We start from the raw sequence: 17,913 nt of genomic DNA, 5'->3' as shown, positions 1-17,913 counted from the left end.
TTGCCTTCACCGCTTCCGGTACATCGTCCGCGTCGAGCCGTTCGGAACGCAGCTCCAGCCGGATATCGGCGGGGAGCACCGTCGGCACCGGTCCGTCCGCGGTGTCCGGATACACCGTGCGCAGGATCTCGTGCCGGACGAGAACGTCGTCGAATGCGGTACCGAGCGCCTCGGTGTCCAGGCTGCCGGTCAACCGCAGCGCGAAGCTCAGGTGGTGGGCCTCGGCATGCGGGCGCGACTCCGGCGTGCCGGCATCACCACGGTCGAAACGGTTGAGGAACCACATCCGCTGTTGCGCCGGAGCGAGCGGCAGCCGCTCGGGACGCTCGATCGAACCGAGGCGAGGCCGGCGGCGGGCATGGATCTCCGCGTCGAGAACGGCCGCGAGCCCCGCGACGGTGGGGTTCTCGAACAGCCATCGCAGCGGCACCCGTTCGCCGAGCGCCGCGCCCAGCCGGGTCACCACTCTGAGGGCGAGGGCGGAACCGCCACCGATTGCGAAGAAGTCGTCGTCCGCGCCTACCCGCTCGCGGGCGAGTTCCGAGCCGAAGGCCTCCGCGACCACCTGCTCCGTGGGAGTGACGGCCGCGCGGAACTCGGGCTCGGCACGCATCGGCTCGGACGGTGCCGTCCCGCCGATCCGGGTCGCGCCCGGCCGCCGCCGGAATTCCATCCGATGATCCGTGCCGCCCAGCCGAACCAGGCGTGCGGGCCGCGTGTCCTCCGGGGCATCCCAGAGCGCCCGATCGCCGGTCCGGTACATGCGTTCACCGGAGCCGAACGGGTCGGCCACGAAACGTTCCGCGGTCGCACCGGGTCGCCGCAGGTATCCGCGGGCCAGCCGCTCTCCGGCGACATACAGTTCGCCCTGCTCCCCCTCCGGCACGGGACGCAGGCGGTCGTCGAGCACGTAGGCGCGAACATTCCACTGCGGCAACCCGATCGGCACGACCGGCCGATCCTCGCCGTCCGCCGGCCAGTAGGTGACCGAGATCGCGGCCTCGGGCGGCCCGTACAGCTGGTGCACGCGGGCATCGCAGACGGCGTGTACCGCATCGACGGTTTCCGGGCACAACTCCTCGCCGATGACGAAGACGTCCTGCAACGTGGGGCAGCTTCCCGCGGCGGTGTGCTCGGCGAATTCCGACAGTGCCGACGGGGAGAAGTCGGTGACCGTAACACCTTGGGCGGCAATCGTTTTCGCGAGAACGCGCGGATCACGCTCGCTGCCGCGCGTGGCGAGCACCAGCGTGGCGCCGGCGCGCAGAGGCAGCAGGCAGCCCCACAGCGCCACATCCGCGGTCACCGCCGTCCACTGGAGATAGACGTCCCGGCTGCCCAGCGGATAGGCCGCCGACATCCACTCGATCTGCTGGTCGAGCGCGGCGTGCGACAGCACGGCGCCCGTCGGCCGGCCCGCCGTTGCCGGAGCGAAGACGATGTAGGCCGGATGCCCGGGGAGCAACGGCGACAGCAGTTCCGGCGGCCTGATCGGGCTCGGATCGAACCCGCCGAGATCCATCGTGTCCAACCGCAGCAGGGGGATGCGCGCGGGCACGGTGATGACGTCGGCGACGGTGGTCACCACGCAGACCGGCCGCGCGACATCGACGATATGTGCCGTGCGATCGGCCGGATCGTCGGGATCCAGCGGCACACAGACGCCACCGGCCGCCAGGATCGCGTACATCCCGACGAGCAGATCCGGGGACCGGCGAACGGCCAGGCCGACCGTGGTCTCCGGTCGCACCCCGCGGGAAATGAGCAGGCGGGCAAGCTGGTTGACCTGAGCGTCCAATTGGGCGTAGGTGAGTTCGGCGCCCGCGCAGGAGACGGCCGTCGCGTCGGGCACCTGCGCCACGGCCCGGCGGAAGCCGTCCAGCAGCAGCGCCGGCGCGACCGGGTGCCGATTGTCGTTGTATTCGTAAACGATCCGGGTCAGCTCGTCCGGAGCGAGACCCTCGAGGTCACCGATCGGGCGGTCCGGAGCGTCGGTAACCTCGGTCAGCAACCGCAGCAATCGATCGGCCAGACGGGCCACCGTCGGCTCGTCGAACAGATCGGTCGCATACCCGAATCGCGCGGTCAGCTCCTGCCCGCGGCCGCCGGAGCGGACCGGCGCCACGGTGAGTTGCAGATCGAACGGCGTTGCGGTGCAGTCGATCTCGACCGGCGCGAGCGACAGGCCCGGCAACGACAGCGGAGTCCGATCCGGCTCACGGACCGCCAGCAGCACCTGCACCAGCGGGTGGCGGTCGCGCGAACGCCGCGGGCTCAGCCCTTCCAGCAGGAGCTCGAACGGCAGGACGGCGTGCTCGAACGCGTCCCGGTCGCGGTGCGCCACCGTCGCCAGCAGCTCGGTGAACGGCAGCGCCGGGTCCACCGGGGTCCGCAGTGCGACCAGATTCTCCAGCGGGCCGATCAGCGCGGCGAGGGCACCTTCGCTGCGGCCGGAAACCGGAGTGCCGACCACGATGTCGCGCCGCCCCGACAGCCGCGCGAGCAGGACGGCCAACGCCGCGTGCAGCACGGTGAAGAGGTCGACACCCGACGTCCGCGCCAGCTCGTCGATTCGCTCCCGGAGCCGGGCGTCGATGGGGAACGGATATTCCGCGCCGCGCCCGGAAGCCACCGGCGGGCGCGGGCGATCCGCGGGCAGGGGCAGCGGATCGGATATTCCGGCGAGCACCTCCCGCCAGTATTCGATCTCCCCGGCCGCGACCGAGGCGGGATCGTGTCGATCGCCGAGGAGTTGGGCATGCAGCAGTGCGTGGTCGGCGTAGTGCAGTGCCAGCGGCGGGCGCGAAGGCACCGCGCGATTGCGCCGCGCGAGGAAGGCGATCAGCAGATCGCGCAGGAGGACGGCCATCGACTCGTGGTCGGCGGCGATGCGATGCACGCCGACCGCGAGCACGTGCTGCGCGTCGTTCAGTTCGGCCAGCGCGAACCGCACCGGCACCTCGGTCGCGACATCGAAGGCGGCGCCCACGACGTCGGCCAGCCAGCCGGGGAGTTCCGCCTCGTCGATCGAGACCGGCTCCACCTCCCGCACAGCCTCCTCCGGTGGCAGGACGAGCTGGCGGGGTATGCCGTCGGTCTGTGGATAGACGGTCCGCAGGATTTCGTGCCGCTCGGCCACGTCGGCCAGAGCGGCCCGCATCGCGTCCACATCCAGACGGCCGGACAGCCGCAGCGCGGAGGCGACCGCGTCCACGGGTGCGGTCGTGTGGCCGTCGCCGGCGTCGAACTGATTGTGAAACCAGATGTGCCACTGCCGCGGCGACAGCGGAAGACGGTCCGGGCGCACCGGCGGCCCCGGTAGTGAGGGCGGCACCGGGCGCGCAGACGGCTCCGACAGCGCCGACGACACCGGGCGCACAGACGGGACCGGCAGCGCCGACGACTCTGGGCGCGCCAACGACTCAGGGCGCGCCAACGGCACCGGTGGCTCCGGGAGCGCCGACGACTCTGGGTGCGCCGACAACTCGGGGCGCGCCGACGACTCAGGGCGCGCCGACGACTCAGGGCGCGCCGACGGCACCGGTGGCGCCGGTGGCTCCGGGAGCGCTGACGACTTCGGGCGCGCGGACGGCCCCGGTAGCACGGACGGCACCTGGCGTGCAGACGGCTCCGACAGCGCCGACGACACCGGCAGCGCCGACGGCACCGGCCGTGCAGACGGCTCAGGCAGCACCGATGGCTCCGGCGTGACGACCGGTCCGGCAGCGGCCGGAGGCAGCACCGGAGCGGAAGCAGCCCGCTCCGGCGCCGACGCAGCAGGCACCGGCGCCGAAGCAACGGGCTGCGACGCGAACGGCTCAGCCGCATCCTCGCGCGCGACGTTGCTCGGCCGCGGCAGGAATTCGAGCCCGCTCTCGGTGCGCCGCACCACTTCTCCGGTGCGGAACAGGCGAGAACCGTCGGGCTCGAACGGATTCGCGACGAAGGCCGCCGCGGTCGCCGCCGGGCGGCCGTGACAGCCCCGCGCCAATCTGTCACCACCGATATACAACTCGCCCGCCACGCCGTCCGGCACCGGCTGCAGCTGCTCGTCGAGCACCCACACGGCGATACCGCGCATCGGCTCACCGACGCCCGGTGCGACACCGGCCGTCGCGAGTGCGGTGACGGGCGTGACCGCCTGTGTCTGCGAGGTGAGAACGGCGTGGGTGACCTCCGCCGCCGCCGACAGTTCCGTGAGGTCCGCGCCCGTGGCCACCGTCGGCGCGGCGACGACCAGCGTCGCACTGCCCCGGATCGCGGTCAGCAGCTCGAGCAACGACAGGGCCGAGGCCGACGCTGCCGGATGCAGTACCCGCGACTCGGCGTCGACGCCCAGCCGCTCGCGACGCTCGTCGCAGGCGGCGCACAGCCCGGCCTGGGTGATCACGGTGCCGACGGCCGCGTCCGCCTCGTCGACCGGATAGAGCACTGCCGCCGGATGTTCGGCCCGCAGCGGGCGCACCCGGTGGGCATAGGTCACCGGATCGGCGGGCAGCCGGTCCAGCGCGGCGCCCAGTTCGGCGCTGTCGAGACACAGCCATTCCGGCCCGGCCGGCAGTCCCGCGAGGTCGGCCGTCATGGTCAGCCCCACCGCGGGACGCGCATCGGCGAGAATTCGGCTCGTCCAGGTCTGCGGCGCAGCGGGATCCAGGGGTACGACGGCGGCGCCGGTCTGCGCGACCGCCCAGACCGCGATCACCGCTTCCAGCGAGGGCACGGCCGCCACCGCCACCAGGTCCTCACTGCCGATCCCGCGCTGAATCAGCAACCGGGCCAACGGCGCCGACTCGGCGTCCAGCTCGGCATAGGTGAGATCGGCGACCGGGCCGGTGCGGTCCGCGACGACGACGGCTATCGCGTCCGGATCGGATTCCACCGCGGCGGTCAGCAGTTGCGGCAGCGTTCTCACGAACGATCTATGGGACCGGGCTCGGCGAATGCCGACAGAGTGGGTCATACCGTGGTCTCCTGCCGAACATCTTCCCGCCGCTCGAACAGCCGAACCACGAGCCTCTACCTCCTACCGCCGGTTGCCCGCTCATTGTCGGGCATGGGCCGACCCCACGCACCCCGGGCGCCGATCCCTCAGCATGGTCGCAGATCGGCGGCAACAGCGTGTGAAACCGGGCCACCCGGATAAACCACTGTGGCGAAGCGACATACGTTGTCCGGTGCGCGACCGGCATGCCAGAATCGCCCCTGTACGGATGACGGGTCGGGAAGAAAACTACACGGAGGACTTTCGATGTTGCGAACTGCAGGTTTTATCGGCGCTGCCGCGCTGGCCGGCCTGGTCACAGTGCTCGCGCCCGCGTCCGCGAACGCGGCGACCGGCTCGCTCGGCATCAACAGCCGGATGATCGGCAACCCGTCGGGATGCATTCAGGTGAACGGCAGCCCGCTGATGGCCAACTCGGTGGCCAACTACACCGATCGCGACGCCACCGTCTTCAGCAACGCCGACTGCACCGGTGATGTCACCGGCACGGTGCCCGCGGGTGCCGTCGGCGCCGCGAACGGTGCCAGCATCCAGATCGGCTGACATGCGGTAGCAGCTCGGACAGTCGAAGGCCGCGTGGCGAATTCGCCACGCGGCCTTCGTCGTGTCAGGGACCGGTCACTCCGCTCGGTCGCGGTCGCGCAACAGCTCCTGCAACACCGGTCCGATCACCGCGAGCGCCTCGGGCTGAGTCATCAGCTCGTGGCGGGTCGGGACCGGGTGGTCCACGACATCACCGGCGTACGGACGCCATCCGGCGATGACGTCGTGGGTCCGGCGCTCGTCCGCGGCGGCGCGGAAGTAGTGCACGGTGCCGTCGAACACCTGCGGCACGAATCCGCGGGTCAGCTGAACCGAACGCATGGCGCTGGTGTAGATGCGCCGCAAGCGATCCTGTGTGAGCACGACCAGATCCGCCGGAATCGCATCGTGCAACCGCACGAAGTCCTCCTCCGTCAACTGGTCGAGACGCTCCGGGTCGACATCGCGAATGCCGAGTTCCGCCAGCGTCTCCTGCATCGCCTCACGGAACGTGCCGAGGTCGAACCCGTGGTCGCTGTCCAGCATGGCGAGCAGATCCACCTCGTGTCCCGCCGCGCGCAGCCGGACCGCCACCTCGTGCGCCAGCAGACCACCCAGGGACCAGCCGAGCAGCCGGTACGGCCCCTCGGGCTGGCGGGCGACGATCTCGCGAGCGTACCGGTCCGCCATCTCCGCCAGCGACCGCGGCGGTTCGGAATCCTCCGACAGCGCGGCGGCCTGCACGCCGAAGATCGGCTGCTCCGGATCCGTGTAGCGCGCGAGCCCGGCGTAGCACCAGGACAGGCCGTACATCGGATGGATGCAGAACAGCGGACGCCGATCGCCCGCGGCGCGGATCGGCAGGATCAGCCCCAGCGCGGCGTCGGACTGCTCGTCGTATTCCAGACCCGCTTCCAGCGATTCGGCGATGCGCGCGGAGATACCGGCCACCGTGGGATCCAGGAAGAACCACTGCACCCGAATCTCGGCCCCGGTGACCCGGCGCAACTGATGCACCACGCGACCGGCGTTCAAACTGGTCCCGCCGAGGGCGAAGAAGTCGTCGTCCAGCCCGACTCGATCGGTGCCCAGCACCTCGGCGAAGGCCGCCGCCACGGACTGCTGCAACCCGGTCACCGGTTCCCGGTAGGGACGCGCGGCGAGCGCGGGAATCGGCAGTGCGCGGCGATCCAATTTCCCACTGGCGTTGAGCGGTAGCTCGGCCAGCGGCATCAGCACCGCCGGGACCATGTACGCGGGCAGGCGGCGCCGCGCATAGGCGGTGAGCTCGTCCGGATCGACGGCGTGCCCGGCGGCCGGCACCACATAGGCGACCAGGCGGTCCGGATCGGGTACCACCGCCGCGGCCGCGTGCGCCACCGAGGCGTGATCGAGCAGTACCGCCTCGATCTCGCCGAGTTCGATGCGCTGTCCACGCAGCTTGACCTGGAAGTCGGCGCGACCCAGGTATTCCAGTCCGGCCTCGCCGAACCGCACGATGTCGCCGGTGCGGTACAGGCGCCCGCCCGGCTCGAACGGATCGGCGACGAACCGCTCGGCGGTCAGCGCCGCAGCGCCGTGGTAACCGCGAGCCAACTGCACACCGGCGACGTAGAGTTCACCGGCCGCACCGGCCGGAACCTGCCGCAACTGCCGATCGAGCACGTACACGCGGGTATTGGCGACCGGATCACCGATCGGCACCGCGGTGCGCCCGGCGCCGGCCTCGGCGCGGGCGGCGGTCACCACGGTGGCCTCCGCGGGGCCGTACCAGTTGTGCAACTGCGCGGGCAGGGCGTCGTGGAACGCGGCGGCGGTGCCCGTCGTCAGCGCTTCACCGGCGGCGAACACCAGGCGCAGCGGGGAATTCGGTTGCCGGCCGAGCTCCAGGAAGGCGTCGAGCATCGCGGGCACGAAGTGCACCGTGCCGATCGACTCCCGGGCGATCACCTCCGCCAGGTACTGCGGATCCCGATGCCCGTCCGGCTCCGCCACCACGATCCGGGCACCGGTCTGCAAGGGCCAGAACAGTTCCCAGGTGGAGATGTCGAAGGTGATCGGCGTCTTGTGCAACACCGTGTCACCGCCCCCGTGCGGATACCGTGCCTGTGCCCAGCGGAACTGGTTGGCCACCTGCCGATGCGTGATCACCACGCCCTTGGGCCGGCCCGTCGAACCCGAGGTGTAGATGACGTAGGCCGCGTTGTCGGGGCGCGGACGCGGAAGCGGCCGCGCCGCTCGCGCGGTCAGGCTCGCCACGTCCACCACCGGAATGCCGGTGGCGGTGGTGAATCCGTCGGTCGCCGTGGTGAGCACGCACAGCGGGTTCGACCCGCGCAGCACATGATCGTTGCGTTCGGCCGGATGGTCCGGATCGACCGGCACGTACGCGGCGCCGCTCTCGAGAACCGCGTAGAGCGCCACCACCAGTTCGGCCGAACGCCGCATCGCCACCGCGACGCGGGTCTCCGGCCCGGCCCCCGCCTCGACCAGGGCACCGGCCAGACCGGTTGCCGCGGAACGCAATTCGGCGTAGGTCAGGGTCCGGTCGCCGCAGGTGACCGCGGGTGCGTCCGGAGTGCGGTCGCACTGCGCGTGGAACAACGACACCAGTGTGGCGTCGTCGAGCAGTTCCGGCGCCGCGGTGTCGTTGCGGGCCGCCAGGCTGGTCCGCTCGGCGTCGAGCAGCAGCCCGATGCCCGGCAGACCGCGGCGCGGCGCGGCGACGAACTCACCGATCAGCATGCGCAACCTGTCGGTGACGGCGGCCGCGGCCGCCGCGTCGACGGTGTCGTGCCGGTACAGCATCTTCACCCGGAGTTGCGAATCCAGGTTCACCAGCACGGTCAGCGGGTAATGCGTGAAGTTGACCGCCTGCAGGCCGGTGACGGCCATGCCGTCGATGGTGCTCGCTTCCTGCAACCCCTCGGTGTCGATGGGGTAGGACTCGAACGCGATCATCGTGTCGAACAGGCCCTCCACACCGAGGGCGCCCTGGATTTCGGCCAGCCCGATGTGGTGCTGGTCGAGCCGAGCCGCCTGCTCGGACTGCAAGCGCTGCAACGCATCCTGCACCGACCAGCGCGGATCGAACCGCACGCGCACCGGAATCGTGTTGACGAACAACCCGATCATGTCGTCGATGCCGTCGAGCTGCGGCGGACGACCGGAGACCGCGGCACCGAAGACCACGTCGTCGCGATCGGTATGGGCCGCGATCACCGCACCCCACGCCGCCTGAACCACGGTATTGACGGTCACGCCGGCCTCGGCGGCGAACGTCGTCAGCGCGCGGGTCTGCTCCGGCGACAGGTCGAAGGTCAGCGTGCCGATGCCGTCACCCGGGGCGGCGGGCGCCGCGAGTGCCGGGGCCAGATGACTGGGCTCGAGCCCGGCCAGGGCGCCGGCCCACTCCGACAGCGCCCGATCGTGGTCCTGCCGGGACAGCCACGCCAGGTAGTCGCGGTACGGCCGGACCCGCGGCAGCATCGACGAATCACCCTGCACCGCGTACAGAATCAGCAGATCCTTCATCAGCAGCGGCATGGACCAGCCGTCCAGCAGGATGTGATGCGTCGTCAACGCCAGATGGGTGGCGCCGGAATCGGTGCGGTACACGGTGAATCGCACCAGCGGCGCGACCGCCGGATCGAACCGGTACCGGTCCGCGGCCAGCACCTGGGTCAGTTCGTCGTCGGCCACCCCGGTCACGACCTTCCAGGGCACCTCCACGTCGTCGACCACCAGCTGCACGGGCACACCGGTCGCCGTGGTGACGAAGGCCGTGCGCAGATTCGCATGCCGATCGAGGACCGCCTGCGCGGATCGGTGCAACCGGTCCAGATCGATGTCACCGGACAGTTCCAGGGCGAACTGCATGACGTAGTCGTCGACGCCGTCGGCCGCCTGCAGTTCGGTCAGGAACAGCAGACCCTCCTGCAGCGGTGACAGCGGCAGCACGTCCGAGAGTCCCGGGCGAGCCTCCCGCCAGGCGTCCAGTTCCGCCTGGCCGACCCGCACCAGCGGCACGTCCGACGGAGTGAGGCCGCCGGCGGCCGGATCCTGGGTATGGCGAGCGAGCGCGGTCAGCGCGGAGACCCAGTCCCGGGCCAGTTCCCGCACCGCGTCCTCGCCGACGATATCGGCCGCGTACAGGAAGGTGACGTCCATGAGCGGGCCGTCCGGACCGTCGTTGACGATCGCGTTGACGTCGATCACCGCCGCCGCCGGCATATCCGGATCTTGATCCGCGACAACCGATCCCAGTTCCGCCGTGGGCAGCCAGCCCAGATCCGGCAGGCCCTCGGGAACGCCGCCCGCGGAGACCCGGCCCAGGTAGTTGAAGCTGATCTGGCCCAGTTCGCCCGCGACCGCCGGGGCGGACGCCGGGTTGAGATACCGCAGCAGGCCGTAACCGATTCCCCGGTCGGGCACCGCGAGCAGTTGTTCCTTGACCGACTTCACCAGGTCCGCGGTCACCGTCGAGCCCGCGAACGCGGCTCCGACGTCGATGCCGGTCAGATCCAGCGAGACGGGATAGATGCTGGTGAACCAGCCGATCGTGCGGGTCAGGTCGGCGCCGGGGACCGTGGCCTCCTCGCGGCCGTGGCCCTCGAGCTTCACCCGGGTCACCGGTGCGTCGATGCCACGGCGACCACGCCAGGTGCGGACCGCCAGTGCCAGCGCGGCCAGCAGACCGTCGTTGACACCGCCGCGGTACAGCGCGGGCAGGCGGGTGAGCACGGCGTCGGCGACCTCCACCGGCACCCGCGTCTCGAAGCGACGCACGGTCCGATGCGTGTCGACCGCCGGATCGAGGGCGCGAGCGCCCAGCAGCGGATCCGGCGTCGCCAGCACGCCACGCCAGTAATCCGTCTCCGCGATCCGCTCGTCGGACTCCGCCGCGGTGACCAGACCGTGTGCCCACCGCCGGAACGATGTGCCCACCGGCGGCAGCTCGATCGGAGCACCGGCGCGGCGCTGCGCCCAGGCGACCGCCAGATCCGGGATCAGGATGCGCCAGGAGACGCCGTCGATCACGTAGTGGTGCGCGGCGACGGTCACCGCGTCGCGACCGTCGGGCCGGCGCAACCAGGTGAAGGTCAGCATCCGGCCCGCCTGCGGGTCGAGCGCTGCCAACGCCGAATCCATTGCGGCGCTTGCGATCCGGTTCAATTCCTCGGCGTCGACCCCGACGGGGACGTCGATCGTGGTGACCAGGTCGCGGACATCCACCGAACCCGTGGGTGAGGCCTCGAAGGTCCAGCCCTCGCCGGTCCGCCGGACCCGCGAGCGCAGCACGTCGTGGTGGTCGAGCACCGCGGCGATGGTCGCGATCAGACCCGATTCGTCGATGTGCTCGGGCAATCCGAGCACCATCGTCTGCGCGAACCGGTTGTGCACGCCGCTGTCCAGATAGGCCGCCAGCACGGGAGTCAGCGGGATTTCGCCGACTCCGCCGCCCGGCAGTTCGGCCAGCACCTCGGGTTCGGCCAGCCCGTCCGCCACGGCCACCCGGGCCAGGCCCGCGACCGTCCGGTGTTCGAACACATCTCGCGGGGTGAAGACGATGCCGACCGCTTTGGCCCGCGACACCAGCTGGATGGACATGATGCTGTCACCGCCGACCGCGAAGAAGGAGTCGTCGACTCCGACCTCCGGTACGCCCAGCACCTGCGCGAACAACTCGGCCAGCCGCGTCTCGAGCGCGGTGAGCGAGGTCCGCGACGCCGTCACCGCGAAGGCCGGCGCCGGCAGCGCGCGGCGATCCAGCTTTCCGTTGGCGGTCAGCGGAATCGCGTCGAGCACCACGAAGGCCGACGGCACCATGTACTCGGGCAGCGATTCGGCCACCCCGGCGCGCCAGCGATCGTCGACGTTTCCGGCGGACGGACGGTCCGCCGGGTCCTCGGGCACCACGTACGCGACGATGCGCGGATCGCCGGGGCGATCCTCGCGCACCAGCACCGCGGCCTGGGCGATGCCGGGGCGGGAGAGTACGGCCGCCTCGATCTCGCCGAGTTCGATGCGGAAACCGCGCACCTTCACCTGATCGTCGGCGCGACCCAGGTATTCCAGATCGCCGTCGGCGTTCCAGCGCGCGAGGTCACCCGAGCGGTAGAGCCGGGTGCCCGGCGCACCGAACGGATCCGCCACGAACCGGCCCGCGGTCAGCGCGGGCTGCCCGAGGTAGCCGCGCGCCAATTGCGTTCCGGCGACGTAGATCTCACCCGGAACGCCCACCGGTACCGGCCGCAGCCGGTTGTCCAGCAGATAGGTGCGCAGCCCCGGGATGGCCCGGCCGATCACGCTGCCGTCGGCCTCGGCGACGGCCGCCGCGTCCAGGGCGCGATAGGTGACGTGCACGGTCGTCTCGGTGATGCCGTACATGTTGATCAGTCGCGGCGCGGCATCGCCGTGGCGGTCGTACCAGCCGTTCAAGCGCCGCAGCTCCAGCGCCTCACCGCCGTACACCACACAGCGCAACGCCAGTGGCGCCGCGGAGTCGGCGGCGGCCTGATCGGCCGCGTCGAGCTGATAGAACGCCGAGGGCGTCTGGTTCAGCACGGTAACCCGTTCCCGGCGCAGCAGTTCCAGGAACTGCTCCGGCGAGCGCGAGGTGTGGTAGTCCACCACGACCAGGGCGCCGCCGTGCAACAGCGGGCCCCACAGCTCCCATACCGAGAAGTCGAACGCGTAGGAGTGGAACATCGTCCACACGTCGGTCTCGTCGAAGGCGAACCAGTCGCGCGTGTTGGCGAACAGCTTCGCCACGGTGCGATGCGGCACCTGCACGCCCTTGGGGCGACCGGTCGAACCGGAGGTGTAGATGACATAGGCGATGCTGTCGGGAGTCGGCGTGCCCCGGCGCTCGTCCGGCGTGATCGGGTCGGACGACACCGCCGACAGATCCAGCCGATCCAGTTCCACCACGGTCGGGACCCCACGCAACTCGATCTCCCGATCGGAGGTGGTGACCGCGCAGATCGGCCGGGCGTCGTCGAGCATGTAGGCGATGCGGTCGGCCGGATACGTCGGGTCGACCGGCAGATATCCGGCTCCGGCACGGATCGCCGCCAGCAGTGCGACGACCAGATCCGCCGAACGCGGCAGTGCCACCGCCACCAGCGTCTCCGGACCGGCGCCAGCCTCGATCAGGGTGCGCGCCAAGCGGTTCACCCGCTGCGACAGTTCCGCGTATCCGATCCGTTCGTCGCCGAAGATCAGCGCGGTGCGATCGGCGTGTGCGGCCGCCGCGGCGTCGAACGCCTCGACCAGCGTCGTCTCCGGACCGGAATCCGTTCCCGCCGAAACCCATTGTCCGAGTACGCGATCGCGTTCGGCATCGGTCAGCAGCTCGATATCGGCGACCGCGGTATCCGGCGCGGCCGCGATCTCGCGCAGCACCCGGTGATACCGCTGTGCGAACTCACGGATCGTCGACTCGTCGAACAGGTCGCGCGCATAGGTGATCCGGCCCGCGAGGGTCGCATCACCGGCCGCGTCTCCCGCCTCGAACAGCGTCACCGACAGATCGAACTTTTCGATCGCCACGTCGAAATCGACGGCCTCCACCCGGAGTCCGGGCAATTCGAACGAGCCCGACGGCAGGTTCTGGAACGCCAGCGACACCTGGAACAGCGGCGAGCGGACGGTCGAGCGCTCGGGGGCGAGCGCGTCCACGAGCCGTTCGAACGGAATGTCGGCGTTGGCGAATGCCGCCAGGTCGGTCTCCCGCTGGCGCGCGAGCAGGTCGAGGAAACTCTCGCCCGGCCGCAGCTCGCTGCGCAGCACCAGCGTGTTGACGAACATGCCGATCAGATCGTCGAGTGCGGCCTGGCCGCGGCCGGCCACCGGGGTGCCGATCGCGACGTCGGCGCTGCCGGACATCCTGCCCAGCAGTACCGCCAGCGCGGCGTGCACGACCATGAACATCGTGGTGTTGGCGCGGCGGGCCAGCTCCACCAGACCGTGGCGCACGTCCGCGTCGACGGTGAAGTCGATGCCGGCGCCGAGGTAACTCGGAGCGTTGGGCCGCGGCCGGTCGGCCGGCAGCGTGGACTCCTCCGGCAGGTCGGCGAGGGCGTTGCGCCAGTAGTCGATCTGGCGCGCCGCCAGCGATTGCGGATCGTCCTCCGCACCCAGCAGCTCGCGCTGCCAGACGCTGTAATCGGCGTACTGCACCGGCAGCGGCGCCCACTCGGGCTCGAGTTGCTGCGCGCGAGCGGCGTAGGCGGCCATCACATCCCGGGTGAGCGGTCCCATCGACCAGCCGTCGCCCGCGATGTGGTGGACCACGAACACGATCACGTGCTCGTCGGTCCGGTCGGTGAGCCGGAACAGCGCGACCCGCAGCGGAACCTCCGCCGATACATCGAATCCGACGGCGATCACGTCGATGATCCGCTCGGCCAGGTCGCGCTCGGCCACCCGCATCGGCAGAATCTGCGGAGCCGCCTGCGAGGCCGGCTCCACGACCTGCACCGGACCGTCCTGCGTCTGCGGGTAATAGGTTCGCAGAATCTCGTGGCGGGCCACGACGTCACCCACCGCGCGGCGCAGCGCCGGAACATCCAACCGCCCGATCAGCCGGACCGCGATCGGAATGTTGTATGCCGCGGACTCGGTGTCGAACTGGTTGAGGAACCACATCCGCTGCTGCGCGGGCGAGAGCGGAATCCGTTCCGGCTCCTGGCTTCCCGTCGCCGCGGGCGCCGTGCTGCGCGCGGTCAGCGCCGGGCGTGCCGCCGCGGCCGAGGTCTCGACCTGTGCGGCGAGGCGCTCCACCGTCGCGGCCTCGAACACCAGCCGCACCGGCACCTCGGCGTCGAGGGCGGTACCCAGGCGCGCGACCACGCGGGTGGCGCTGAGCGAGTTGCCGCCGAGGGCGAAGAAGTCGTCGTCCAGACCGACCCGCTCCACGCCCAGCACCTCGGCGTAGACCGCCGCGACCGCCTGCTCCGTCGCGGTGACCGGAGCCCGGAAGGCGGTGGCCTCGAAGACCGGCTCCGGCAGCGCGGCGCGGTCCAGCTTGCCGACCGGAGTCAGCGGAATCCGGTCCAGCTCGATGATCATCGTCGGCACCATGTGCGCCGGGAGCTGTTCCCGGGCGTGGGCGTCGAGGACCTGCCGGTCGAATACCGCCGTCGCGCCGGTCGCGGCGGGCAGCACGTAGGACACCAGCGCGGTCGCGCCGCTGGGCGCCGTACGCCCGACGGTGACCGCGAAGTCCACCGATTCGTGGGCGGCCAGCACCGCGTCGATCTCACCGAGTTCGATGCGGAAGCCGCGCACCTTGACCTGGAAGTCGTTGCGGCCCAAGTATTCCACCCGGTACTGCGCCTGGTCGCCGTGCTGCGGAGCGGACAGCCAGCGCACCACGTCACCGGTGCGATACATCCGCACCCCGGGCAACCACGGACAGGCCACGAACCGCTCGGCGGTCAGACCGGGACGGCGATGGTAGCCGCGAGCCAGTTGCGCACCGGCGACGTAGAGCTCCCCGGCGACACCGGCCGGTACCGGACGCAGGCGCTCGTCGAGCACCCACGCGGTGATGCCGCGGATCGGTCCACCGAGGGTGACCGGTTCGCCCGGCCGCAGCGCGTCACTGATGTTGGTGGCGATGGTCGCCTCGGTAGGACCGTAGGCGTTGTAGAACCGCCTGGTGCCACTCGCGACCGGAACCGCCCAGCGGCGCACCAGCTCCGGAGCCCAGCTCTCACCACCCGTGATGACGACCTCGAGCTCGTCGAGCCCGGTCGGATCGACCGACGCCATCGCGGCGGCGGTGACGAACGCGTGCGTCACCCGCTCGGCCCGCAGGAATTCCGCGAGTTCCGCACCGCCGTACACGGTGGTCGGCGCGATCACCATGGTGGCCGGTCCGGCCAGCGCCAGCAGCAGTTCGAGCATCGCGGCGTCGAACGACGGGCTGGCGAAATGGAGCGTGCGCGACTGCGGGGTGACGCCGAAGCGGTCCCGCTGTTCGGCCAGATATCCGGCGATACCGGCGTGGGTGATCAGCACACCCTTCGGCAGACCCGACGAACCGGAGGTGTAGATCATGTACGCGATATCGGCCGGCCGCAGCGGGCGAATCCGGTCCGTGTCGGAAACCGGTGCGCCACTGCGCCTTTCGAGTTCCAGCCCGAACGCGGGGTGGTCGAGCAGCAACCACTCCACGGTCGCCGGGAACCGGTCGCGCACCGCGCCGACGACCAGGCCGAGGCGGACCTCGGAATCGGTGACCATGCGCTCGATGCGCTCGGCGGGATAGTTCGGGTCGATCGGCACGAAGGCGGCGCCGGCCTTGGCGACCGCCCAGACCGCCAGCACCGATTCGATCGACCGCGGAATACCCAGTGCCACCCGGTCGCCCGGGCCGATGCCCCGGCCGATCAGTTCCCGGGCCAGTCGCGAGGAGCGGGCATCCAATTCGGCGTAGGTCAGCGACCGTCCGCCGCCGCGCAGCGCGATCGCTTCCGGTGCGGCCGCCGCCGCGGCGGCCATCAGGTCGGGCAGGGTGCCGGAGGTGGTCACCGCGGGACCGGCCACCCGGGTCAGGCGTTCGGTCTCGGCCGCCGAGAGCAGCGGAAGATCGGCGACGTCGATGGCCGGATCGGCGGCGACGGCACTCAGCACCCGGCCGAACCGCTCGGCGAAAGCACGAATGGTGGCTTCGTCGAACAGATCCCGCGCATAGGTGAACCGCACGGCCAGACCACTGCCGGTTTCGGTGACGGTGACCGTCACGTCGAAACGTTCGACGCCGGTGTCGGATTCGAGCGCGGTCGCCCGCAGTCCGGGCAGCTCGAAGCTGCCCGAAGGCAGGTTCTCGAACGAGAGGGCCACCTGGAACAGCGGGCTGCGGCCGGTGGACCGGACCGGATCCAATGCTTCCACGAGGCGCTCGAACGGCAGATCGGCGTGCGCGAAGGCAGCCAGATCGGTATCGCGCTGCCGGGCCAGCAACGCGGTGAACGGTTCGGTGGGCGCCGTCGTCGTGCGCAGTACGACGGTGTTGACGAACATGCCGACGACGTCGTCGAGTTCGGCAGCTCCGCGACCGGCCACCGGGGTGCCGATGGCTACGTCGGAGTTACCGGACAGTCGCGACAGCAGCACCGCGAGCGCGGTGTGCACCACGACGAACACCGAAGCATTTCCGTTGCGGGCCAATGCTTTCAGCCCGGCATGAACGTCGGCGTCGACCACCGCGTCGACGATGCCCGCCCGGAAGGACTGGGTCGCCGGTCGCGGCCGGTCGGCGGGCAGCGTCGATTCCTCCGGCAACCCCGCCAGCGCGGACTTCCAGAATGCGATCTGCTCGGCGGCCAGCGAGTCGTCGTCGGTCTCGTCACCGAGCAACTCCCGCTGCCACAGCGCGTAATCCGCGTACTGCAGCGGCAGCGGAGCCCATCCCGGCTCGTCGCCGTTGCTGCGGGCCGCGTACGCCGCCATCAGGTCACGGGTCAGCGGTCCCATCGACCAGCCGTCGCCGGCGATGTGATGCACCACCAGGACCAGGGCGTATTCCTCCGCGCCGAGCGCGAAGAGAGCGAGCCGGACCGGCACTTCGGCCGCGACGTCGAAGCCGCGGGCGACCACCGCACCGATACTGTCCGCCAGTTCCGTCGCGGCGACCGCGACCGGCCGCAGCTCGGGAGTGGCTTCGACGGCGGATCGGATCCGCTGCACGGGCCCTTCGGCGTCCTGGGGGTACCAGGTGCGCAGGATCTCGTGGCGCGCGACCAGATCGGCCACCGCCGCGTTCAGTGCGGCGATATCCAGTGCGCCGGTCAGCCGCACGGCCGCGGTGATGTTGTAGGCCGGGGAGGCGGTGTCGAACTGGTTGAGGAACCACATCCGCTGCTGCGCGAGCGACAGCGGAATGCGGTCCGGCCGCGGTCCCGCGACGAGCGCGGGGCGTCCGGCGGCCGGAGCCTGCGCCTCGACCCGCGCGGCCAGGCCGGCGACGGTGCCGGTTTCGAACACCACGCGGACCGGCACCTGGGTGTCGAGGGCGGAGCCGAGCCGCGCCGCGACCCGGGTGGCGCTCAGCGAGTTGCCGCCCAGTGCGAAGAAGTCGTCGTCGCGACCCACCCGCTCGATGCCGAGCACCTCGGCGAACACGGCCGCCACGAGTTCCTCGATGGGTGTAGCGGGGGCGGTGTACTCGTGGGTCTCGAAGACCGGTGCCGGCAGCGCCTTCCGATCGAGTTTCCCGGATGTGTTGAGCGGCAACGCGTCCAAGACCAGCACGGCCGAAGGGACCATGTAGGACGGCAAGCGGTCGGCGACGGCGTCGCGCAGAGCCGCGGAGTCCAACGCGGCATTCGGGGCGGCGACCGCATAGCCGACGAGCTGCTCGCCGGCCGGCCCGGGAG

The 17,913-nt window shown here is 70.9% G+C and carries 3 protein-coding genes; 1 reads left to right on the top strand and 2 read right to left on the bottom strand.

Annotated elements, in window-relative coordinates:
* A partial coding sequence (locus RJ03_RS03810; RefSeq protein ID WP_167331951.1) for an AMP-binding protein occupies positions 1-4,912 on the bottom strand: 4,912 nt, incomplete at its 3' end.
* 336 nt (positions 4,913-5,248) lie between these two features.
* Between RJ03_RS03810 and RJ03_RS03805 the strand changes: the two genes are divergently transcribed.
* The gene (locus tag RJ03_RS03805; RefSeq protein WP_036498138.1) at positions 5,249-5,545 is read left to right on the top strand and encodes a hypothetical protein; all 297 of its coding nucleotides are present in this window, start codon (positions 5,249-5,251) and stop codon (positions 5,543-5,545) included.
* 75 nt (positions 5,546-5,620) lie between these two features.
* Here the strand turns inward: RJ03_RS03805 and RJ03_RS03800 are convergent.
* Positions 5,621-17,913, bottom strand: a 12,293-nt coding sequence (locus tag RJ03_RS03800) for a non-ribosomal peptide synthetase (protein WP_036498137.1), incomplete at its 5' end; no start/stop codon positions are given.

The sequence above is a fragment of the Nocardia aobensis NBRC 100429 genome, from assembly GCF_000308375.1.
In the GTDB taxonomy this organism is placed as follows: domain Bacteria; phylum Actinomycetota; class Actinomycetes; order Mycobacteriales; family Mycobacteriaceae; genus Nocardia; species Nocardia aobensis.
The sequence above is the reverse complement of the archived record's forward strand: the minus strand, read 5'-3'. Positions and strand labels throughout refer to the sequence as shown.

Bases quoted from the DNA above. Each gene is read 5' to 3' on its own strand.
- RJ03_RS03805 (WP_036498138.1), top strand. From the start codon at position 5,249: ATGTTGCGAACTGCAGGTTTTATCGGCGCTGCCGCGCTGGCCGGCCTG.